This is a genomic window from Dinoroseobacter sp. S375 (genome assembly GCF_049800775.1).
In the GTDB taxonomy this organism is placed as follows: Bacteria; Pseudomonadota; Alphaproteobacteria; order Rhodobacterales; family Rhodobacteraceae; genus Dinoroseobacter.
This window is the reverse complement of the sequence record NZ_JBNAFR010000011.1, coordinates 98,143-120,075: the sequence shown is the minus strand read 5'-3', so window position 1 is coordinate 120,075 and position 21,933 is coordinate 98,143. Positions and strand designations below refer to the sequence as shown.

Sequence of the window (21,933 nt, the reverse complement as noted above, 5' to 3'; positions counted from 1 at the left end):
TGAGCTACCCCCCGAAATTCGGACACTGACGTAAGCTACGAATTGCTGTCTGCTGATCTTCGACGAAGAGGAGATCAGAGATGTCGAAACGGAAGAACCATTCGCCTGAGTTCAAGGCCAAAGTTGCGCTTGAGGCATTGAAGGGCGAGCGGACGGTTGCTGAGTTGGCAAGCCAGTTTGGCGTTCACCCGACGATGATCCACAGCTGGAAGCGTGCGCTGCTTGAAGGCGCGTCTGGCGTGCTCGAGCGTGGTGGCCGAAAGACGCCGGAAGTGGACGAAGAACAGGTCAAGGACCTGCACGCCAAGATCGGGGAGCTGGCTGTGGCCAATGATTTTCTGTCACGAAAGCTCAAACCGTGGACCGGCAAGTGAGGCGGAAGATGGTTGAACCAGCCAATACCGATCTGTCGATTGGCAAACAGTGCAGGCTGCTGTCGATCTCGCGGTCATCATTCTACTACACGCCCAAGGGCGAGACGGCGATGAACCTGATGCTGATGCGTCAGATCGACGAGCAGTTCCTGGAAACACCGTTCTTCGGTGTCCGGCAGATGACTTGGCACCTGCGCAACGAGGGACATCTGGTCAACGAGAAGCGTATCCGCCGATTGATGCGGCTGATGGGGCTCATGCCGATCTACCAGAAGCCCAACACCAGCAAGGCGGCGAAGGGGCACAAGACGTATCCCTATCTGTTGCGCGGTTTGCGGGTGACCCGGCCCAACCAGGTCTGGGCCGCAGATATCACCTATCTGCCGATGCGGCGTGGGTTCCTGTATCTGGTGGCGGTCATGGACTGGTACACCCGCAAGGTGCTGGCCTGGCGCATATCCAACACGCTGGAAGCAGACTTCTGCGTCGAGGCGCTGAACGAGGCGATCCACCGCTTCGGCCCGCCCGAGATCATGAACACCGACCAGGGCAGCCAGTTCACGTCGTTTGCCTGGACCGACCGGCTGCGGCGATCCGGCGTGCGCATCTCGATGGATGGCAAGGGACGCTTCCTCGACAACATCTTCGTGGAACGGCTCTGGCGAAGCCTCAAATACGAATGCGTCTACCTGCACGCTTGGGAAACCGGATCAGAGGCGACGGCGGGTGTCGGAAAATGGATCGAGTTCTACAACCGCAAGCGCCCCCATTCCGCCCTTGGCGGCCAACCGCCAGCCATGGTCTATTGGCTGAGAAAAGACGAAACCCAACCCGATCAGCAGGAGCAGAGAGTAGCTTAGATCACGCCGGAAACTGTCCAAACATTGGGGAGTAGCTCAGAATGACATCCTTTCGCTGCATCTTGGCCGGGTTCGCCTCACCCATAATCTCGCGGAAAAAATCGAGGTGTTTGTCGTAGTCCAAGCCGGTCCGAGGCTTGCGGTTCCGATACCTGGGCGATTTACGGTAGCTATCGATCAGAGCGCCAAAATTGCGCGCAATGACTCTCCGAGGTCGATCCTTCTGCGCAAGGATCCCCGCATACTCGCGCCAGAACTCTGGCGTACCAAACTCATTTTCGAACTTCTGCGAGGGCCAGCCGCGCCGCTGAAAATACAGGCCATTGCGTTGGCGGTAGACATGCTTTGGGAGCTCACGTTTTGTCATGACGCATATCTATCCCGTCAAACTCATCTTGAGAATCTTCTTGGACCAGTTCGAGCTCAATCCGTTTTCCTTCGATCACGACGCGCCTGACGGTGCGACCTGCCCTCTCAAACGCACGCAGTAGGCCAAGCGCCTGCTGTTCCACTTTTGACTGCGCGACGGACAAACGGCTTCCCTTTCTTCAGTTTGGCTCTTTGGTTCGATTTTCCTTAGAGCATATGAACTTCGCTGAAGGTGTAGCGCCCATTCGGACGAATTCGCTGACGCTGCATGCACTCTGTTGCTTCGTTCAGACTTAGGGAAAATCGCACGTGACACAAACGCCGCGCGGGCACAGATCACGTTCGGTGTCACTAAATGCATAACACCAATTCGTTTCAAACCGTAACAATACGTGAAGACTGAGCAGCTAGGCTGTTTTACCGCGAAGACATCACGGCGTCGGTGTCACTAAATGCATAACCTATAACAAGGGGGGGAGGGTTTGGGTTGGCCGACCGCTCGCTTTGCTCGCGTCCGTCCTGGGTCCGGAAAGCGGGTTTCCGAGAACTAGGGCGTGAAAGCCCCGGAGAGGCCCCGCGCAGCGCCTAAGCCGTCTTTAGCACCCTATGGGAAGCAGAAGACAGTGGGTGGCGCTCTGCGGCCCGCCCCCTGCCCCCTCCGATCCTTGAAGTCTCCGGGGCCAGGTGGCTGCGGGGTGAAAATGGGGACTGTATGGCGCGTGTGGATCAGTCCGGCAGGAAGTAGCGGTTGGCACGGCCCGTGTCGAGACGGGCGATGCCGAGCTCGACCATATCGGCGAGCAGCCGTTCGATCCGGGCTTCGCGGTTGCGCCCGCCCTTGAAGCGTGCGGACAGGTCCGCAGGGGCGAGCGGCGTGTCGGCCACCGCCATGGCCCGGCGCAGCGTGCGGATTTGCGCCATGGGGTCTTTCGGCCAGGCGGGTTTGATCGCATCGGGCAGGACCGGCGCGGCCTGCGCGGCGATATCCATGGCCGGTTGCGGGGCTTTCTTGCCCACGCGTGGAATTTGATACTCGGGACGGAGCCAGTGAATGTCCCCGCGTGCCTCTTCGGCGGCGCGGTCCTCATTCAGGGCGACGAGGCGGCAGAGCAGCTCTTCCTCGGCCCGCTCCTGGTCCGGGGTCTTGTACAAGCTCGGCAGCGTGCCGCCGACCTTGCCGACCAGGGCGGGGGCCAGGTCGGACCAGCCATAGGCGTCCAGTACGGCACGGTCGATCTGGTCGTGCAGCTCTGCAAGAATGCGGATCTGGCCCGCGTCATAGACATCGCGCTCGGCGTCGGTCATGGGGCCGCCGATCCCGGCCTCCAATTCGCGCAAGTGTTCCAGCGCGTTGTAGAGCTTGGTCATGGTCAGATGGCACTGGGCGGCAATGCGGTCCTTGCGGAAGGCATCGAGGCGATCGCCGAGCTGAGCAAGGGTGGCGCGCGCGGTGTCCGAGAGGGCGGGAAATGGATAGGGGTCGAAGGTTCTGGACTTCGAATAGCGCGGATCGTTGCCGACGCCCATCCAGCCCCCATTGTTAATTGCAAAATGAACGTGCAGGCGAGACGACAGTACCGCGAAAACAGCCAGATCATCGAGGCCGATAGCCACGAGCATGTTATCCGGGCGGATGGTGCAGTCGAGGAATTGAAAGGTGCGGTGTTTGGTGGTCTCCACCGTCGCGATGTAGCGAGGGAGCGGTTCCAGAACCGGGCGCATGTCGGAGCGGGGTTCTCCGAACAGCCACCAGTTGTCCCGATAGGTAGCGCGGTTATTGACGTCGCGGTCCGGTTTCACCGTGTCCGCAACATGCTGGTACACCGCCGGGAACCGTTCCTGGACCTCCTGCGCGGTGAGGCCGAACAGGTCGATCACCATCACCCCGCGGGGGCGCTGCGCCAGGTCGCGCCCGTTGCGGTAGGAAAGGATGTGTTTTTCCAGCCCCGGCACCCTTCCCAGGCCCAGGGCTTGCGCCTTGGCAGGCGTCACGATGAAGCCCGCGCCATGGAGCTTCACACCTGGACTGGATAGGGCCTCATTTGCCCACAGCGGACGCATGCGGGTCACATCGGCGCCGAGGGTCAGCTTGGCCGTGATCTTGCCCTCGTGCTTGCGCAGATCGACGCGCGGGGCGTCGGTGTTCAGATCAGCCTCGGCCACGACCTCGGCCAGGACGCCCTCCCCGTCCCCGGCTTCGGCGACGGTCATGGCGATGCGCACGGCGGCCTTGCCCGCCGATTTCTGCCAAGGGTGATCGCCCACGGCATAGACCAGGCTGAGCGGCGCCTTGGCCTTCAGGTGCTTTTCGATCACACGGCGGGAAAATGTCTGAGTGATCGAGTTGGTGGTGATGAAGCCGAACCGGCGGAGCGGGTTGGGCTTGGTCTTGGTCCCCTTGGCCAGCAGGCGCGCCGCCGCCGCATCCCAGAAATGCATAACGAAATCGGCGCCGCCCGGAATGTCCTTGCGCGCGGCCCAGACGGCCTCCGCATAGCCATCGCCGAGCTCGGCGCGCATGTCCTTGCCACCGATGAAGGGCGGGTTGCCGACGATGAATTCCACCTCCGGCCAGGGCGCGGGCTTGGGGGCGATGTAGCGGACCATCGGAATGGTCGCGGCAGGGTCCGGGATAGATTGGTCCGGGGCGAGCGGGTTCGGCTTGAACGTGACCCGGTCCCAGACCTGCACCGGGTGGCCGGTCGTTTCGCAAACCGGTTCGGTGCCGTTATGGGCGAGGATCGCGTCGCCCTCGCGGATCGTGCCATAGGCGTGGAGGATCGGTTCCGAGATAGAGGCAGGGCCGGATGTGCGGAGCTGCCATTTCAGGTAGCCAATCCAGAGCACCAGGTCGGCGATGGGGACCGCGCGGGGGTTGAGCTCGATCCCGTGGAATTGCGCGGGGCTGACGGTTTCACCCTGGAAGGCGAGCCCCTCTTGTCCGCCAAGATCGGCAATGACTTCGAGCACCTCGCCTTCGAGCCGCTTCATCAGTTCGAGCGCCACATAGAGGAAATTGCCCGTGCCGCACGCCGGGTCAAGCACGCGGGTCGTGCAAAGCTGGTGGTGGAAATTGCGCACGGTTTGCAGGGCGTCGTCGGGTTTGTACGCCTCTTCGAGTTCCTTGGCCCGTTGGCGCACCGTGTCCCAATCGGCCCGCAGCGGTTGGATGATGGTCGGGATCACCAGCCGCTCGACATAGACGCGGGGCGTGTAGTGCGCGCCCAGGCGGGACCGGTCGCGCGGGTCGAGAGCGCGTTCCAGGAGGGTGCCGAAAATCGCCGGTTCGACATCTTGCCAGGAACGTTGGGACGCGACCCAGAGCTCCCGAATGTCGTCCGCGTCGAGCGGCAAGGCCCGGGCGTCGGTGAAGAGCGTTCCGTTGAACCGCTTGAGTGTTTTATTGATACCGGCTGCGTAGCCACCGGTGTCCATCTTGCTCCAGAGGTCTTCGAGGGCGGGCACGAAGTGTTGCGGGTCATCGACCATTGTCCCGAGCAGCTTTTCGAAAGCGTGATCGGGGACGAGCTCCACATCCTCAGCGAACATGGTGAAGAGGCATCGCATAAGGAAGGACGCAACATCATGGGGATCGTGCCTGCGTTCCAGGCGAAGGGCGATCCGGGCGAGGCGTTCGGCGATGTCCTGGGTGACCCTAGCACTGTGGCGCGCGGGATCGAGGGCCAGCGGATCGGTCCAGATCAGGCGAAGCCGTTCCTGGACGTCCGCATCGAGCAGATCATCCATGGACAGCCGATAGGACGCACGATCCGGGAAATGGGTGTAGTTTTTCCCCTGCCCCGAGAAGTCCGCGAAAATCTGGAGCTCATTACCAATGTCGAGCACCATCAGGAAAGGCGGATAGCCGTGCTCTACCGGCAGGGCGCGGGCGTAGTTTTCCGCCTGGCGCCTGGCCGCGTCCATGACTTTGTCCCAGCGCCGGGAGCCGCGCCTGGCCTGCCCTTTCTTGATCTGGGCGTGATCTTCGGGGAGGCCGGGAAGGGTGTTCTGGGTCGTGGGACGCTTGGAGGATTGCTTGGCTTCGAGGATGAAGCAGTCGCGTTTGTATAGGTCGATGCGACCCGGTGTGGTGGTCCCGTCCGGGTGTTTGAAATCGACACGACGTTCGAAAACGTAATCGTTGAATCGGTTCTCTTCGGTTGAAAGCTCAGGTTGCGGCAGATTGAGGAAACCGCAGAGGCGTTCGATGAAAAGATGGCAGTTGGCCATCTCGGACCCGCCAGAGCTTTGAGCCTGGGCGAGGAATTCTTCGAAGGAGGCGGCGGGTTGCTGCATATGTGGATATCAGCGCAGCGGGCGCGAGATTGGAAGGCGAATTGCGCCCATGTGACAATGCTACGCCTTCGTGCCTCAACGGCTTTTTCGAGGGTTTGGGAGGCGAAAAGTCGTTTAAACATTCTTGATGTGTTCCGGTGTTTTTGGGGCAAGGTCTAAACACTTTAATGAGCGTTTTCTGAAACTTACCCAGTCTTGCAAATCCGTGTACAGGAGTTCGATTCTCCTACTCGCCTCCAACAAAATCAAGCACTTAGCGTTAGCCACAAAGTCTTAGACACTTCTTAGCCACAGAAAAATCCTGCAAAATCGCAGATTGGCGGGGTTGCGCTTCCCTATTGGAATTCCTACCTTTTTTGTAACGCGGCTGTGATGAGCGGTCGCTCCGACTCAAGTCGCGCTCGCCAGCGGCAACAAGACTTGATTGCAAAACAGAGAACAGCTGGTGGTGGCTTACCGTGCGCCATGCGGCTTCTATAAGAGTACGCGCACACGAGCAGAAAAGGAGGCAGGCATATGCGTGCATCTTTGATACTCGAAGCCAGCAGGTCGGATGGTACGAAGTACCGGATGGAACTTTCCCTGGGGATTTTCCTCGTGGGCTGGCTTCTAAAGTACTTCGGACTTTAAGTCTGCAGGGAGGCCGTCCTTCGGGACGGTCTCTTTCGTTTTACGGTCTTACATGACGATGCTTCCAGCCGTGGCAACGTTAAGGCACATCGGAGTATCAATCTCTACCTTCCGATGACCGCGCATGAGTGGTTCTGGCACTCCGTCGTTTTCTGCGCCTTAAACGTAGATTGCCTGCTTTGGATGACGGTAGGTTTGTAGCGGCTTCGCGTCGTCTGTTTGTTCGATGAATACGAGTTCAGCATCGCGAGGCGCGTGAGAAACAAAATCATCCCAATCTTTAAACTCAAACAACGGGATGTTCCGCCAAGTCTTTGTCGTATCGGTTCGCTGACGTTTGTAGCGAGCACCAATTGTAAAAATGTAATCTGCACCGGAATTCATCGCTGAACGCCAAAGAGTACCGACATTGCCGGTCTCCTTTGTTTCGTAAATTCCGATACCAAAATATCCTTTCTTCATGCTTATACTTTTAAGCAAACCAAAACCCTGACCGCTTTGCGAGTAGTCAGGGTTTCAGTCGCAAAGCTATTAACATACAAAGTGTATCATAGGCAGGACATTTGTCGAACAAACGGCTGTGGATTAGCCACATCCTAGACTCAAAAAGTGAGTGTCTCGGATGGCCTATTTTCCTGTATAATTTCCGTCGCTTAGATTCTGATGTCCACGGAATTTTTATCCGTGTACGCTTGCAAGACATTAAATTTCCACAAGACGCTTATTCTTGCAAATCCGTGTACACCGGTTCGATTCCGGTACTCGCCTCCACTGCACTCAACGACATTCTGTTTTGTCCAAGCTCAAGCGACCGCATCGGTTGTTGGGTTGAGGCGGTACAGCAGCGGACTGCGCGCGCTTTCTTAATCCGATTTAGTCCGACTTACTTCTGAGCCAGGTCAACACGGTATCGATGGCCGGGTTTGGCCCGGATCTGCGCTGGGTCAGGAGGTAGAAGTCATGGCCTTCCACGGGCGGGAGGGGGCCAAGCTCTGCCAGTTTGCCCGCCGCGATGTCCCGACTTGCGAGGAAGCGGTTGACCAGCGCGACGCCCTGCCCCGAGATCGCGGCGTCTACGGCCAGGGCGGTCTGGCTCAGGCGCAGCTTTCTTGTACTGAGATCCTCGACGTCGAGCGCGCCGAGGATGCGGGGCCAGAGGTCATGGGTATCGTGGATCTTCGGCAGGCGCGCCAGCTGGTCGGCCAGTGCCAGACCTTTCACCTGACCCAGGAGGGACGGCGCAACAACCGCGATCACATCTTGCCTGAACAGACGGCTTGCCTCCAGGGCGGCTCCGAACGGCGGCGCGCCCTGGCGGATCGCAAGGTCGATACCATCGCTGTGAAAGCTGGACAGCTTCTCGGTCGCGAGAATGCGCAGATCAATCTCGGGATGTCGCTCGGCAAATTCCGGCAGGTTGGGGATCAGCCATTTTGAGGCAAAGGTCGGGGTCACGCTGATCAGCACTTTGCCGGGCTCGGGCTTGATCTGGTCGGTCGCTTCGCGCAACTCCTGAAAGGCGCTCGAGACCCGGCTGTGATAACTGCGCCCGACCGATGTCAGCGCCAACCCCTTGGGCAGCCGATCAAACAGCATCAGTCCCAGATAGGCCTCCAGTTGCCGGACATGTTGCGCCACCGCGCCCTGGGTCACGCCAAGCTCATCCGCCGCCGCGCGAAAACTCAGACGGCGCCCGGAGACTTCGAAGGCACGGAGCCCATTCAGGGGAGGTAGATCAGCCATATCTCAATAGTATTTCTACTGCCATGAAACATCAATTCTCAATCGAACCTCCTATGATGCGCAATTATATCTACCCTCAACAGTGATGGAGGCATCAATGACAGTAGAAAAAGTGGCACTCGTAACGGCAGGCGGCAGTGGCATGGGTGCCGACGCGGCCCGGCGGCTCGCTGCGGATGGGTTCAAGCTCGGAATCCTGTCCTCATCCGGCAAGGGCGAGGCATCGGGGACAGAGCTCGGCGGGTTCGGCGTGACCGGCTCAAACCTCGACCCCGAGGCCCTCGCGGCGCTTGTCGCGGGCGCACAAGCACGCTGGGGCCGGGTCGATGTACTGGTCAACTCGGCCGGGCATGGCCCCAAGGGCCCGGTGCTCGAGATCGGTGACGACGACTGGCATCAGGGCATGGAGGTCTACCTGATGAACGTGATCCGCCCCACCCGGCTGGTCACACCGCTGATGCAGGCCCAGGGGGGCGGCGCGATCATCAACATCTCGACCTTCGCGGCCTTTGAACCCGACCCGCTCTTTCCGACCTCCGGAGTGTTCCGCGCCGGGCTGGCGGCATTCACCAAGCTCTATTCCGACAAGTACGCGGCCGACAACATCCGGATGAACAATGTCCTGCCGGGCTTCATCGACAGCCTGCCCGAGACCGAGGACCGCAAGGCGCGCATCCCTCTGGGGCGCTATGGGCGCGTCGATGAGGTGTCGTCGCTGATCGCCTATCTCGCCTCGGCCGAGGGCGGATACATGACAGGCCAGAACCTGCGCATGGACTGAGGGCTGACCAATGCTGTCTGACGCCCTGCCCCGCCCGCTCTCGCGGGAGCGGATCATCTTTGCGGTCAAATGGGCCGCGTCCCTTGTCCAGATCCTCGGCTACACGGCCACGGGGTTCGGCTGGACACCGTTGAACCTCTACCTGTTTCTGGTCGGGGTCCTGGGCTGGTTCGCGGTGGGCGCCCTCTGGAATGACAAGGCGTTGATGCTGGTCCATCTCGTGGCCCTGGGCGCCATGATCGCGGGCATGGTCAGCGGCTAGCGCCTGCCTCTGCGCTGTCCTCTTCCGGGCGCTCCCATGGGGGGGCGCTCGGCCAGATGCTCATGAAAGGAGACCCGCACCCCCGGATCCCCATCCAGGCAGTGCGCATTGATCGGAAAGGTCTCGTCCGGCGAGAGCGGCTCGCCCAGCGACGTTCCGCAGCACCGGCAGAACGAGCGATGATACGTATAGGGCGCGCGCGCTTCGCCGCGCCCGCGTCGGATCACGCGCAAGAGCCCCCCTGACCTTTCGTTGCTGTGCATCAGTCCTTCCCCGCGCTGATTTCGGGTAGAAACAGCACGTCAGAGAGGACTGCAGACCGCAACGCCAATCGAGCCGGGGCGCGCGCGCTTCAGGCCAGAGGCTCAGGCACCCCGGACAACAGGCGTTGCAGCAGACCTGCAAACCGGTCGAGCTCCGCCGGGCTCCACCGGTCCTGGAACAGGTAGCCCGCCCGCTTGGCAAAGGTCGTCTGCGCCTCGGCCAGCCGCGCTTGGCCGGTCTCGGTCAGCACGACAAAGACCAGCCTTGCGTCACGCTCATCCGCGTCGCGCCCGAGCAGCCCGATCTTTTCCAGCGGCGCAACCATGCGGGTGATGGTCGAGGCACTCACATGCATGCGCTTGGCAAGCTCCACCCGGGGCAACCGATGTCGGGCGGCCCGCTCCAGATGCAGCAGCATGAAGAATTCATTTACGGATAAGCCATGCGCGGCGGAGAACTCTCCGGCGAGCCCGGCCCGCACCGCGTCTGCCGCTTGCAGCAGGCGCAGGGCGTTGATGGTTGGGATCTCAGTCATGGGCTGCCATCTATTGCGATTCGCTTGCATATGCAAGCTTCTTGCAATCTATACGCAACCAGAATGGTGACTTATTCCGCGGTTTGCATCCCAAGCCGCCGCAGCACCCGACGCTCGACCAGCACCACCGCCTGATAGAGCAGGACCGAGACCAGCACCGAAACACAGGCCACGGTCCAGATCATGCCGAAATCGAGCTGCCCCCGCGATTGGTTGAGCAGATTGCCGAGCCCCCGCCCCGTGGCGAGCCATTCGGCGATCATCACCCCCAGCAAGGCGCGCGGCACGGTCAGCCGCGTCGCGGCAAAGAGATAGGGCAAGGCCGCCGGGATCGTGACCATGCGCAGTTCCTGCCAGACCGAGGCGCCATAGGCGCGCGGCACATCCCGGGCCGATTGCGGCACCAATGCCAGACCCTGGGCCAGGGTCACGAACGCCGGAAAGAAGGTCACCGAGATCGTCACCCACAGGGTCAGGCTCGTCCCCCGCCCGAAGATCAGTACCAAAAGCGGGGTGAGCGCCACCAGCGGCATGGATTGCGACACCAGCGCCACGGGCATGAAGGCCCGGATCGCATTGGGAAAGAGGCGGCCGCAAATGGCCAGCAGAAAGGCAAACCCGATCCCCGCTGCCATCCCGACAAAGGTGATGGGCAGCGTTTCGGCCAATGCGGCGCGCAGCTTGGCCTGCGCGACCGGGGCCTTCTCGGCCAGAAACAGATACTCGACCACCCCCAGCGGGGTTTTCGAGATCATCGCGGGCACCCCGCTCAGCAGAATGAACGCCCACCACAAGAGCAGCGGCATCGCGATCATCCCGCACAGCATCAGCGCCCTGTGCAGCCCGGCGCGCGGCGGGCTGGCCAGATCCGGCGTGGCCGCATTCAGCGTCACCGCTTGGGTCGCGCCCAGCAGCCGCCCGGCGATCAGCCCGAAGACCAGATACCCCAGCCCCGCAATCGCCGTTGCCACCAACCCAATCCCCCAGAGCCGATCCGGCTCGCCCCGTCCGAGCGAGCCCAGCAAGTAGGTCCCCAGCCCCCAGCGTCCACCGCCGCCGAACTCCGCGAGGATCGCGCCGAGCACCGCGTTGGGCGCGGCGATCTGGAACCCGGTCAGGATCGTCGGCAGCGCCCCGCGCAGCTGCACCAAACGCAGCACGGCCCATTTGCCGCCGCCATAGGCGCGCACCACGTCACTGGCCCGGCTGTCCGATTGGGTCAGGCCGATCACCGTAGCGGTCATGGTGACGAAATAAACCGAGAGTGCCGCAAGCACGACCCGCGGTGCCATCCCGGACAGGGTCAGGACAAGGATCGGCGCAATCGCGATCGGCGGCAGGGCGAAGAGCGCGATGTTCACCCCGCGAAACAGCCGCAGCAATGTCGGCGACAGGGTAAAGGCGATTCCCGCCAGCAGGGCCACCCCATTGCCGATCAGGAAACCGAGCGTCGAGGCCCACAGGGTTGCGCCCACATGCCGGGGGTAATCGGCCCGGTCCTCCCACAGCCGGATGAGGATCTCGGTGATCCCGGGCAAGGCCCCACCCGCCACCAGATCGAGCCGCCCGACAACCTCCCAGAGCAGGAGGAGCAGCGCGACATTGCGCAGGCCCGCGTGGCGGCCACCCGCCCCCTCAGCCATGGAGCACCGCAGCCACCCGGTCCGTCAGCGCGTGAAAGGCCGGGTCCGAAAAGAGGTCCGGGTGGCGCGGGCGCGCGAAGGGCACGTCGATGATATCGGCGATCCGGCCCGGGCCAGCATGCATCACGACAATTCGGTCGGCGAGAAACACCGCCTCATCAATGCCATGGGTCACGAGCAAGGCGGTGGCGCCGGTCTCTTGCCAGACCCGTTGCAGCTCTACGTTCATCTGGCGGCGCAGGATCTGGTCGAGCGCGCCAAAGGGCTCGTCCATGAAAAGCACGCGCGGTTCAGTGACCAGCGCCCGGGCAATCGCCACCCGCTGACGCATACCGCCCGAGAGCTCACCGGGCAGGGAATTCTCGTAGCCGCTGAGCCCCACCAGATCGATCATCGCCTGCACCTGCGCGGCATGGGCCTTGCGGCTGAGGCCGATCACCTCCAGCGGCATCTCGACATTCCGGCGCACCGACCGCCACGGCAGCAGGGCCGCGTCCTGGAACGCGACCCCGGTCTTGCCCGCCCTCGCCGCCTCCAGCGGCGTGTCGCCATGGATCCGGATCTCGCCCGTATCGGGCGTCTCGAGCCCCAGCGCGACGCGCAGCGCCGTGGATTTTCCGCAGCCAGAGGGCCCGATCAGCGCGGTGAAGGACCCGGCCGGACAGTTCAGCGTCACATCCCTGAGCGCCTGCACCGTCTTGCCGCGCCCCTCGAAGGTCTTGCTGACCCCGCTGAGAGAGATCCCGGCCGGGGCCGTCATCAGATCTCGTCGAGCAGCGTGGTGTCGAACATCTCGCGCGTGCCTTCGATCCCGACCTCGCGCAGGGCCTTGAGGTTGGCCTCGATCCCCTCTTCGGTCATGGCGAAGATGCCGTCGGGATGCTCCATCAGTGGCTTCTGCGCCTCGTTGAAGAACTCTTCATTGGCGATGGTGCGACCCGTTCCGGCGAAATGCGTATCCGCCCATTTCGCGGGCCAAAGCGTTGTATCCACGTTGTTTTCCACCCAACCCTTCCGGCTCGCCCGAAGCCAGGCGACCAGCTCATCGCGCTTGTCGGCAAGGGTCTGCTCGGTCACCACGACGGTGTCGTTATAGATGGTATAGCCGAAATCATAGAGCAGGAAGGACGCCGCCTCGCCGCCCAGCTGCGCAATCGTGTAGGGCACGTTGGTGGTGAAATCGAGGCTCGCATCGATCTCCTTCTGGATCAGCGGCGTCGGGTCATAGGCATAGGGCACGATGTTCACATCCGCCGGATCGATCCCGTTGATCTTGAGCATCGCCTCCACCGAGATCACGTTGACCGGCGGCACGGCGAGGGTCTTGCCCACCAGATCCGCAGGCGAGGTGATGCCGCTTTCGACCAGTGAGACGATCCCGATCGGGTTCTTCTGATACTGCGCGCCGATGATCTTGAATGGCGCGCCCTGCTCGGCAATGGCCTTGATCGTCGTGTCCGGCGTGGTCAGCGCGAGATCCGCGCGCCCGGCGATGATGGTACTCTCGGGGATGACATCGGGCCCGCCGGAGAGATAGGTCAGATCCAGCCCCTCCTCCTTGTAGTACCCCTGATCCATGGCGAGGAAATAGCCGGCAAACTCGGCGTCATTGATCCAGGCCGCCTGCATCGTGAAGGGCGTGGCTGCGGAGGCTCGTAGCGGGACCGAGGACGCGGCAGCGGCGGCAGCGGCACTGCCCATGAAATGGCGACGGGACAGACGAAGGGTCATGAATTCTCTCCTTGTTGGGCAGGTTCAGGCGAGGCCCTGAATGCGTTGAAGCTCTTGCAGCGGCGGGGTCTCGGCCAGTTGCTTGGGCTCAAGCAGGGGCCATTTGACCCCCGAGGGCCGCTTGGCGCGCCGCTCGACCGTGAACAGGGTCGAGGGGGTGGCGATCTGATCCACGAGGATATCGGTTTCCGAGGGCTGCAATTCCTCGTCCACCAGTTGCACGTCATGGACCACAGCGATCACCGGCGTGGTTTCATCCACGAGGCCGAGATCGGTGAACATCCCCCATTCCAGATCGAAAAACCCGTGCCCCTTGCCGAACCGCACCCCGTTTTTCGACACGGCCGAGGCGCCCGTCACCATCAGATCGAACCGCCCGCGCCGGGCGATCCCCTCAAGGCTGATCGGTTCGCCGAAATGTTCCATCCCGTCGAGCCAGGAGGCATAGAGCGCGGCCCCTTCGGGGATCTTTGCCGGGTCGATGAACAGAAAACCGCGATAGATGCCATAGGTCGACATCACGAAGGGTTTGCCATCTTCGATCATCCGGCGGCGCAGATCCGCAAGGCAGTTGTCGGGCGTGATGAAGGCAAAGCTTGAGGCGTCATAGGCGGCCTGCGAGACCACCCGATCCGTGGCCAGGTCCGAACCCTCGAAATCGGGAATGACCTCGGCAAAGTTCATGTGAAACCGCGTGTCCGGTCGGGCCACATCCTGCAGCTTGGTCCAGATCCGCTCCCGCACCACCTTTGAACTCGACATTGCGATTCCCCGTCAGTTTCACTGTTTCACATTACTGAAACATCCGTTTCAAAGGTCAAGTTGAATTTTGGATCGGCACGCGATAGGGGTGGAAAATGGCTTCGAGATTGATCCTTCGCATTCAGGAAAAGCAGGCCCGGTTGACGGGCAGCGAGAAGAAGATTGCCGAAGTTCTGGTGAACAATCAGGGCCTTATCGAAACGCACACCGCGACGGAGCTGGCCAAGCTGGCCGGGGTCTCCAAGGCGACGACTGCCCGTTTTTTCCGCAGTCTGGGATATGTGGATTTCGAAGAGGTCCGCCTGCAGGCCCGGGAAGAGCGGGACCGCACCCAGCCTTACACCCAGAAACCCGCCGCCACCGCGCCCGTCATTCTGGGCCGGTCCATGGGCGATCATCTGGAACTGGAGCTGCGCAACCTGACCCGCACCTTCGAAGAGCTGCGCTCGGACAAGCTGCCCGAGATCGCCGATATCCTCTCTTCGGCGCCGCGGGTCTGGTTCATCGGGTTCGGGGCCGATGACGGGGCGGCGCGCATAGGCAAGACCCTCTTCTCGCGACTGCGCCACAACGTGCATTACCTCGACGGCGCGGCGCAGGATTGGGCGAGCCAGCTGGCGATGATGGGTCCCCGCGACGCGCTTGTCCTCGTCACACTGGAGGATCGGCCCAAGCTGCTCCGCTCGTTGCTGACCTATGCGCGGACCTCGCGGTTGCGGATCATCACCATCACCGATCACCTGTTTCAGGCCCAGGCCGAGCGGTTCTCCGAGACCGTGCTGCCCTGCCATGTGGCCAGCTACGGGATGCTGACCACCCATGCGACGGTGGTGTCGATGCTCCGTCTGCTGGCGATTGCCTATGCGGGCAAGAACCAGGATGCCGTCAAGCAGCGCGCCGAAACACTGGAGGCGATCACCGAAGAGCTGGACCTGTTCGAGTAGCCTGCCACGCCCGGGACCGCGCGTCTCTGAACGCCGGTCCCGCAAGGGCGTTTGCACGTCGCCAGCGCCGCCGTCGGAGCGAGGTCACACTGCCTGTGCCAGACCGCCGCCCGGCGCATTCGCCCTTCTCCCCCTGTGTGCAAACGCATGTCACCCCGGGGCTATACGACCAAGGCCCCTCGGCGCAGAGTGGGGCATCTGACATCGAGAAAGCGCCCACGCCATGGACCCTGCCCTGTCACACGCCGCCCTTGTGGCAATGATCGACGCATCGCACGACGGGATCGCCCTCTTCGACAGGGATCACCGCCTGATCTGCAGCAACGCGGCGTTTCAGGCGCGGGTCCCGTGCCCGGACCCCGGTCAACCCTTCGACCAGATCGGCGCTGGGATCGAGGATACAGGCCTGCGCGATGGGCTGACGCAGCTGCAGACTGCCTTTGCCGCAGGGGGGCACGCTCCGGTCCCACAGCAGGTGACCTATGCGGGTACGGGCGCCCTGTCCCTGACATTGCAGCCACTCGATGACCTGGGCTTCCTTCTGCGCATCGCGGACACTGAGCATGCGCCGACGGCCTCGGATGACGCGCAAGACTTTGCGCCCCAACTCGGTGCCCTGATCGACGCCGCGCCCATCAATCTGGTGATTTATGACCTCGGGCGCGAACGCTTCGTCTATTGGACCCGGGCATGGGCGGATCTCTACGGTGCGCCGCAGGACATTCAGCAGATCTGGGTCGACCCAACGGACCGGGACGCCTATGTCAGCGAGTTGCGTGAAAACCGGCGGCTGGACAATTTCGAGGCTCGGTTGCGCGGGCGTGCGGGGCGGATCTTTGCCGGGAGGGTCTCGGCGCGGCTGGTGGCCCATCGCGGTACGATCCTGAGCCTGGCCGCGACCACTGACATGACCGAGCACCACGAAGAGGGCGAGAGATTGGCAAAGGCGCTAGGGCCGTTGAGCGACCCGCTGTCCGAGATCACGGCGCAGCTGCTTTTGCTGGAAAAGGACATCACGCATCCCGGCGCCAGGGGCCGAACCGACGAGATGCGCAGCCTGATCGACCGCTGCGCGGAGATCGTCACGCGGTCGTGCGCATGACCCCGCAGAACCGATCATAGGCCGCAAGTCCCCGAAGCCCCGCGCGGGGGCGGCAACACTTCTCGCCTGGGCCAGCCGCCGCCGTCAGGGATGGACGGACGCAGTCGGGCCCCGCTCCATCGGCCGAACCCGCGCGCACACGACTAGTCGCGCCGCGCCAGCAGGCTCCCCTGATCGCCTGCGGCCACAAACCCGCCGCCGGGTGCCGTGCTGACGGCACGCAGGCCAAGCGGCGTGCCCGACGCCTCGGGCGCCCAGCGCTGGCCATCATGGCGATAGACGGTTCCGGCTGCGCCCACAGCCACGACCTGATCCGCATCCCCGGTCACCGCCAGAAGATCGGCGCGCGCCCGTGCCGGGGTGATTGTCCAGCGCTGGCCATCGAAGTGACCGATCGTGCCCGACAGGCCGACAACGAAAATGTCGTCCAGCCCACGCCCCCAGACGTCGAAGAGAAAGTACTCCGTGCCCGCGTTGAACGCGTCCCAGCGCGTCCCGTTCCAGCGCTGCACGAGACCAAAATCCCCGACCGCCAGCAGATGCCGGTCATCGGGCCCCCAGAGCCCGTAAAGCGCGCTCTTGGTGCCGCTTGCCATGCGGACCCAGTCCGGGGCATCCGGGGTTTTCTGGAGCACGAGCCCCTCATCCCCGGCGGCGATCAGCGTGGCTCCATCAGACCAGAGCGACAGGATCGTCACGTCCATATGCAGGTCGAACGCCTTGTGCCAGCGCGCGCCGTCAAAGGCGTGGATCTCGCCCATCTGACCGGCGGCCAGCAGCGTGCCATCGGGCGCGCGGTTGAGCGCATGGATGCCCAGATTGCCGACGGGGGGCAAAGCCGCCCACTGCCCGCGATCCTGGATCAGAACGGTGCCCTCCTCGCCGCAGGCGTAGATCGCACCGCCGTCCCGGTCATGCCAAAGTCCCCAGAGCTGTCGATCCGTGCCGCTCTCCGCCGCCTCCCAGCGCGGGGTCTCGGCCTCGGCGGCGAGATAGGGGGTGAAATGCTCCAGCGCGCCAGCCTCCCCGGCCAGCACGGTGCCGAAATCACCCATGGCGAGGGCCTCGCCCGAAGGCAGCGTGACGATCCCCAGGATGTCATGGGCAATGCCGCTATCGACCCGGGTGATGCGCCCGTCGCGGATCACATGGATCTGCCCGGCATCGCCCACGGCGACGACACCGCGATTGCAGGCCGCAAGCGCCCGGAAGCGGGAGAACGCCGCCCCCTCGAAAAGCTTGGTCACCCCGTCCGCCGTCCACAGGGCCAGATCCCCGCGGAACCCGCCCGCATCGACGAAATACCGCCCGCCCGCCAACAGGACCGAACCATCAGGCAGGGTCAGCGCCGCGGTGAAGTTCGAATGCAGCGCACAGGGTTGCACCGCCCAGCCCGCATCCGCATCGCGGATCAGGACCGTGCCATCGCCGCCCGCCGCGAGCAGGCGACCATCTGGCAGCGCCGTGATCGCGCGCAGATGGGCGCGGGTGCCCGAGACCTCGGGCTGCCATGTGGCTCCGTCATAATGCAGGATCGTGCCCCGATCCCCCACGGCCCAGGCGCGGCCATCCTCGCCACCCGTGATCGCAAAGAGCGGTGTGTTGGCCGGGCTGCTGGCGTATTTGCCCGCGCCATCCACCTCGCAGCCCTGCATATGCCGCCAGTCCTGCCCATCATGGTGGAGGATCTGCCCCATCCAGCCCACCGCCCAGAGATCATCGCGCGACCGGCCCCAAAGCGCGTGGATCGGCACCGGCGCAGGGGCCGCCTGCCGGGTCCAATCCGCGCCGTCATAGTGAAAGATGACCCCGTCATCGCCCACCACGAAGACGCCGGCCTCATCGGCCCAGCCGTCCCAGAACACATCGCCCGATCCGGCCGCGAGGCTGGTGACCATATGCCAGCCCGTGGCGGTTTTCTCGGATGCGCGGAACGCGCCGCGAAAAAGCGCGCGGCGTCCGGGATCCTCCATCGCGCCATCCATCATGGCCGGGACCCCTCGTCGCTGGCCGCGCGGAGCCGTCCGGCCTCCTGCCCCAGCAAGGCGGCGATCTCATCGCCGAGCTCTGCGCCATCGGGCAGCTCCGCAAGGGCCGCGTTCAGATCGCGATCCGACAGGTTGTCCTGGAACACATCGCCCAGGGTTGCCGCCACTGCCTTGGAAAACTCTACGCGCCCAAGGGCCGCCACCGCCGCGATCAGCGGCGCGAAGGCCGTCGCCGCGACGCTTTCGGGATGAGCGCAGACCACCGGCGCGCCGGTATCCGAGCCCATGGCGATCTCGGGTGCAAGCGGCACCGCCGCGACGCGCTCGATCTCGAGCGCAGCCAGCGCCGCGTCGAGCCCGGCCTCGGGGAACAGATGAAACTCCTCGCTGCAATGGGGGCAGACCACGCCCGCCATGTTCTCGACCGCGCCGATCACCGGCAGGCCCCTTTCCTTGCAGAACCGTCCGGCCTTGAGGCTGTCCATCTGCGCCACCGCCTGCGGGGTGGAAACCAGAACCCCCGAGACATTCGACCCTTCCAGCATATCGCAGAGCGTGATCAGCTCGTTGCCCGTGCCGGGCGGCATGTCCACGATCAGATAGTCGAGGGAGCCCCAGTCGAAGCTGCCGATCAGGTGGTGGATGAAGTCATGCTTGTAGGCATCGCGCCAGACGATCGGGGTGGTGTCGTCCTCAAGCATGAAGGCCAGGGAGCCGACCTTCACGGAATGCGCGATGCCATCCGTTTGAAACCCGTGGGTTTTCAGACCGTTATAAGTGGTGCGGGTCTTGGCCCCGGCAAAGCCGAAGAACCGGCTCTGATTGGGGCCATGGATATCCGCATCGGCCACACCGACCCGGAACCCGTCCTGCGCGAGCCCGGCGGCAAGGTTGGCCGAGACCGTGCTCTTGCCAACGCCGCCCTTGTTGGCGAGCACCACGATGATCTGGGCGATCTCCTGCAGCCGCGCCTCGATCAGGCGGGCATTGTGATGCGGCTTGTCCAGCGCGCAGGTGTCTTCCTGCGGGCAGAACTGGCAGGCATGGCCGAGGGTGCAATCGAGCTTGGCGAGCTTTTCTCCGAGGTCCATGTCTCAGCTCTCCTCCAGGCTTACGAGGATCCAGCCATCCGAGACGCTTTTCAGCCCGTCGCGCTGACCGTCCGAGCCCTGCCAGATGGCAAAGGCCATGGGCACCTCGCCGCGCCGGAACGAGACCTCATAGTCCCCCGTGGTCGGGATGGGACGCGACATCACCACGGACCACTCATTGGCCGCCGGGCTGCCCTTGTCGACGAACTCGGCCGCGCCGCTCACGGGCTGGTTGTCGAGCATGGTCGTGCTGCCGGGTCCACCGGCAGCGAGGTTCTGCACCTCGCCCCGATCCGAGCGCCAGTACCAGATGTTCACCGGTGCATCGGGCCCGTCCCCCATCAGGTACGAGGTGGCATCGTCGCCCAGCGAAAACTGCACCGCCGCCGCATCCCGGAACCGGTTGGAACTGGTCATCAGATCGGGCTGCGCATCGCGCCAGCGCATCCGCACATAGAACCGCTCGGAGGTGCGGGCCATGGTCAGATACACATCCTGCCCCTCGTCATCATAGTCGATCCGCAGATCCACGGACTCGTGCACCGACGGCGCCGGGGCCACATGGACGCGGTACTCGGGCAGACGCTCCCAGATGATATCATTGGGGTCGTTAACCCGGCGCAGATAGATGCCATCGGGGATCCTCGAAGCAGCGACCGTATCCCCGGCCTCAAGCAGTTTGACATTCGCCTCGATGATCGAGCTGCCCTCGGCGAAGACCGGCGCGGCAAGGGCCAGAAGGGCGGTGGCGGCGAGGGTTTGGGACAGATGTCTCATCATGTCGATCTCCTTATCCCCAGAGGTTCTGTGTGGCGGGCGCGGCCTGCGCGGCCGCGGCGAGCGCGGGTTTCGGCGCGTCCGGGTCCCGGAACGGGCCGACCCGGGCTTCGAGCTCGGCAATCTGGCTTTCGGCCCAGACCGCCATGTCCTGCACCAGCTGCATCACGGTCGGATCGAGATCCGCGACCGGATCGCGCCGCAGGAGCCCGGCAATCGCCGCGAGGGAGGGTTGCAGGTAGCGGCACAGGAAGTCCCGCTGCGCCCGGCGGGTCGGGTCCGGGTCACGCCCTTGGGTCAGGGCCCGCGCCTCGAGATAGCAGAGCACGGCCATGAACTCGGTCATGCTGGCCAGATGGTCCGGCTCGTCCTGCCGCCCCTCATCCGCCGTCGCGGCGCGCAGGCCAAAATGCTTGTAGAAACTGGTGAGGTTCAGCATGAAGACCGGCCGGGTCAGCCCGGCGAGGATCGCGTCGTGATCCCCGGCGAGCAGGGGCGCGACCGGCTTGCCCTTGCGCCCATGGAGGAAGGCGGTGATGAACCCGGCCTCGTAGGCGGCGAAATCCCCGCAAGGTGCAACCTGCGGCCAGCCGCGCCCGGTGACCTGCCTCCAGGCGGTCTCAAAGGCCGCGTGGAAATCTCCCGAGGCGATGGCCGCGTGAAACTCCGGCGCGGGATGGGACAGGGTCAACGCCGTGAGCCGCCAAAGCGTCTCTTTCGCGGCGGCGCGCGCGGGCGCATTGCCCATGGGCGGGCGGTCGGGGGCTTGCATGGACATCCCCCTCAGCTCAGCTTGAACATATCGGCATGGCGGTAGCCGATCAGCGTGTCCATAAGCGCGCTCTCGCCGCCCTCCTGCTTCTTGCGCCGCTCGGCGCTCAGGGTCTCGAGCGCGGCCCGCACCCCGTCGCCAAACAGGCTCTCGAGATAGTCGATCGGCACCCGTGCCTCGTCGGTGGCACCGCCATTGTCGTCGATCTTGGGCGGCGACATGGGCGGGACGTAGAAGACGTTCGGCTTCGTGCCCATCTCGGGATAAAGCGGCAGGGCCACCTTGTATTTCTCGACCAGTTGGTGGATCGGACCGGCCTCGTCATCGCGGTAGCCGATCCAGCGGATCCGCCCGACACATTGCTTGGCACAGGCCGTGGGCAGCCCCTTCTCGATCCGGGGATAGCAGAAGATGCATTTCTCGGATTTCGAGATCTCCTCGTTGAAATAGACCTTCTTGTAGGGACAGGCGCTGACGCAGTAGCGGTAGCCGCGGCAGCGCTCCTGATCGATCAGGACGATGCCGTCCTCCTGCCGCTTGTAGATCGCATTGCGCGAACAGGCCGCGAGACAGGCCGGGTTCTCGCAATGGTTACACAGGCGCGGCAGGTAGAAGTAATAGGAGTTCGGATACTCTCCCTCGCCCTCATCCTCGTCCCAATTGGCGCCCCAGGTCGGTTTCACATTCGGGCGCAGCCACGGGTCGGTGCCCGTCATCAACGCCTCTTCGTAGTTATACTCCCAAGGCACCCCGTAATCCTCGGGCGCGGGCTCCTGCCCCATGCGCAGGGCGCCATCCTCGTCGAACCCGCCGCCCATATCGGCGTAGTTCTTGGGATAGCCCGTGCCGGGCATGGTTTCGACATTGTTCCAGTACATGTATTCCCGCCCGTTGCGGTTGGTCCACTGGAGCTTGCAGGCGGATGTGCAGGTGTGGCACCCGATGCATTTGTTCAGGTCCAGACCCATGCTGAGCTGACGTTTCACGGCCATGTCTTAATCCTCCCTCA

At 63.5% G+C, this 21,933-nt stretch carries 19 protein-coding genes; 5 read left to right on the top strand and 14 right to left on the bottom strand.

Annotation, left to right across the window (positions count from 1 at the left end; all coding sequences use genetic code 11):
- Positions 1–80 precede the first annotated feature (80 nt).
- A protein-coding gene (locus tag ACP150_RS19475) for an IS3 family transposase (RefSeq protein ID WP_424964469.1) occupies positions 81–1,234 on the top strand; the annotation gives its coding sequence in 2 pieces (ribosomal slippage) (positions 81–342 and positions 342–1,234; 1,155 coding nt in all).
- A gap of 1 nt (position 1,235) precedes the next feature.
- On the opposite strand, the gene ACP150_RS19470 is transcribed toward ACP150_RS19475, so the two are convergent.
- The 4 genes from ACP150_RS19470 to ACP150_RS19455 all read right to left on the bottom strand — a co-directional run bounded on the left by ACP150_RS19470 (position 1,236) and on the right by ACP150_RS19455 (position 8,272).
- Complete coding sequence (locus tag ACP150_RS19470) at positions 1,236–1,601, bottom strand: hypothetical protein (RefSeq protein ID WP_424968373.1); 366 nt, start codon at positions 1,599–1,601, stop codon at positions 1,236–1,238.
- A 728-nt stretch (positions 1,602–2,329) separates the two neighbouring features.
- Positions 2,330–5,899, bottom strand: coding sequence for a class I SAM-dependent DNA methyltransferase (locus ACP150_RS19465; protein WP_424968372.1), 3,570 nt, complete (start codon positions 5,897–5,899; stop codon positions 2,330–2,332).
- 789 nt (positions 5,900–6,688) lie between these two features.
- A complete protein-coding gene (locus tag ACP150_RS19460; RefSeq protein ID WP_424968371.1) occupies positions 6,689–6,991 on the bottom strand; it encodes a TrmH family RNA methyltransferase in 303 nt (100 codons plus the stop codon).
- A 411-nt stretch (positions 6,992–7,402) separates the two neighbouring features.
- Positions 7,403–8,272, bottom strand: a complete 870-nt coding sequence (locus ACP150_RS19455) for a LysR substrate-binding domain-containing protein (protein WP_424968370.1) — start codon at positions 8,270–8,272, stop codon at positions 7,403–7,405.
- Positions 8,273–8,369: 97 nt separating this feature from the next.
- Here ACP150_RS19455 and ACP150_RS19450 point away from each other — a divergent pair, with 97 nt between their 5' ends.
- Both ACP150_RS19450 and ACP150_RS19445 read left to right on the top strand, forming a co-directional pair.
- Entirely contained in the window at positions 8,370–9,053 is a 684-nt protein-coding gene (locus tag ACP150_RS19450; RefSeq protein ID WP_424968369.1) for an SDR family oxidoreductase, read from the top strand.
- A 10-nt stretch (positions 9,054–9,063) separates the two neighbouring features.
- Complete coding sequence (locus ACP150_RS19445; protein ID WP_424968367.1) at positions 9,064–9,315, top strand: DUF6552 family protein; 252 nt, start codon at positions 9,064–9,066, stop codon at positions 9,313–9,315.
- Between the two features lie 352 nt (positions 9,316–9,667).
- Here the strand turns inward: ACP150_RS19445 and ACP150_RS19440 are convergent, their stop codons facing one another.
- The 5 genes from ACP150_RS19440 to ACP150_RS19420 form a co-directional block, all read right to left on the bottom strand.
- On the bottom strand, positions 9,668–10,114 hold the full coding sequence (locus tag ACP150_RS19440) for a MarR family winged helix-turn-helix transcriptional regulator (RefSeq protein WP_424968366.1): 447 nt from the start codon (positions 10,112–10,114) through the stop codon (positions 9,668–9,670).
- A 71-nt stretch (positions 10,115–10,185) separates the two neighbouring features.
- Positions 10,186–11,757, bottom strand: coding sequence for an ABC transporter permease (locus tag ACP150_RS19435; RefSeq protein WP_424968365.1), 1,572 nt, complete (start codon positions 11,755–11,757; stop codon positions 10,186–10,188).
- Positions 11,750–12,517: an ABC transporter ATP-binding protein gene (locus ACP150_RS19430; RefSeq protein WP_424968364.1), complete on the bottom strand. Its 768-nt coding sequence runs from the start codon at positions 12,515–12,517 to the stop codon at positions 11,750–11,752. The genes ACP150_RS19435 and ACP150_RS19430 overlap by 8 nt, the downstream gene beginning before the upstream one ends.
- Positions 12,517–13,488, bottom strand: coding sequence for an ABC transporter substrate-binding protein (locus ACP150_RS19425; RefSeq protein WP_424968363.1), 972 nt, complete (start codon positions 13,486–13,488; stop codon positions 12,517–12,519). Before ACP150_RS19425 ends, ACP150_RS19430 begins: the two co-directional genes overlap by 1 nt.
- A 24-nt stretch (positions 13,489–13,512) precedes the next feature.
- Positions 13,513–14,250, bottom strand: coding sequence for a 5-formyltetrahydrofolate cyclo-ligase (locus ACP150_RS19420; RefSeq protein WP_424968362.1), 738 nt, complete (start codon positions 14,248–14,250; stop codon positions 13,513–13,515).
- A 95-nt stretch (positions 14,251–14,345) separates the two neighbouring features.
- Between ACP150_RS19420 and ACP150_RS19415 the strand changes: the two genes are divergently transcribed.
- The gene (locus tag ACP150_RS19415) at positions 14,346–15,194 is read left to right on the top strand and encodes a MurR/RpiR family transcriptional regulator (RefSeq protein WP_424968361.1); all 849 of its coding nucleotides are present in this window, start codon (positions 14,346–14,348) and stop codon (positions 15,192–15,194) included.
- A 259-nt stretch (positions 15,195–15,453) separates the two neighbouring features.
- Positions 15,454–16,296 (top strand): PAS domain-containing protein, encoded by an 843-nt coding sequence (locus ACP150_RS19410; RefSeq protein WP_424968359.1) that lies wholly within the window; start codon positions 15,454–15,456, stop codon positions 16,294–16,296.
- 143 nt (positions 16,297–16,439) lie between these two features.
- Here the strand turns inward: ACP150_RS19410 and ACP150_RS19405 are convergent, their stop codons facing one another.
- The 5 genes from ACP150_RS19405 to clrB are packed head-to-tail and all read right to left on the bottom strand — an operon-like array spanning position 16,440 to position 21,916.
- Positions 16,440–18,284: a glycosyl hydrolase gene (locus tag ACP150_RS19405; RefSeq protein WP_424968358.1), complete on the bottom strand. Its 1,845-nt coding sequence runs from the start codon at positions 18,282–18,284 to the stop codon at positions 16,440–16,442.
- Positions 18,281–19,375, bottom strand: coding sequence for a P-loop NTPase (locus ACP150_RS19400; protein ID WP_424968357.1), 1,095 nt, complete (start codon positions 19,373–19,375; stop codon positions 18,281–18,283). Before ACP150_RS19400 ends, ACP150_RS19405 begins: the two co-directional genes overlap by 4 nt.
- A gap of 3 nt (positions 19,376–19,378) precedes the next feature.
- Positions 19,379–20,155, bottom strand: a complete 777-nt coding sequence (locus ACP150_RS19395; protein ID WP_424968356.1) for an ethylbenzene dehydrogenase-related protein — start codon at positions 20,153–20,155, stop codon at positions 19,379–19,381.
- Positions 20,156–20,165: 10 nt separating this feature from the next.
- Positions 20,166–20,924 (bottom strand): molecular chaperone TorD family protein, encoded by a 759-nt coding sequence (locus ACP150_RS19390; protein WP_424968355.1) that lies wholly within the window; start codon positions 20,922–20,924, stop codon positions 20,166–20,168.
- Positions 20,925–20,935: 11 nt separating this feature from the next.
- The gene (gene clrB, locus ACP150_RS19385; protein ID WP_424968354.1) at positions 20,936–21,916 is read right to left on the bottom strand and encodes a chlorate reductase subunit beta; all 981 of its coding nucleotides are present in this window, start codon (positions 21,914–21,916) and stop codon (positions 20,936–20,938) included.
- Positions 21,917–21,933 lie beyond the last annotated feature (17 nt).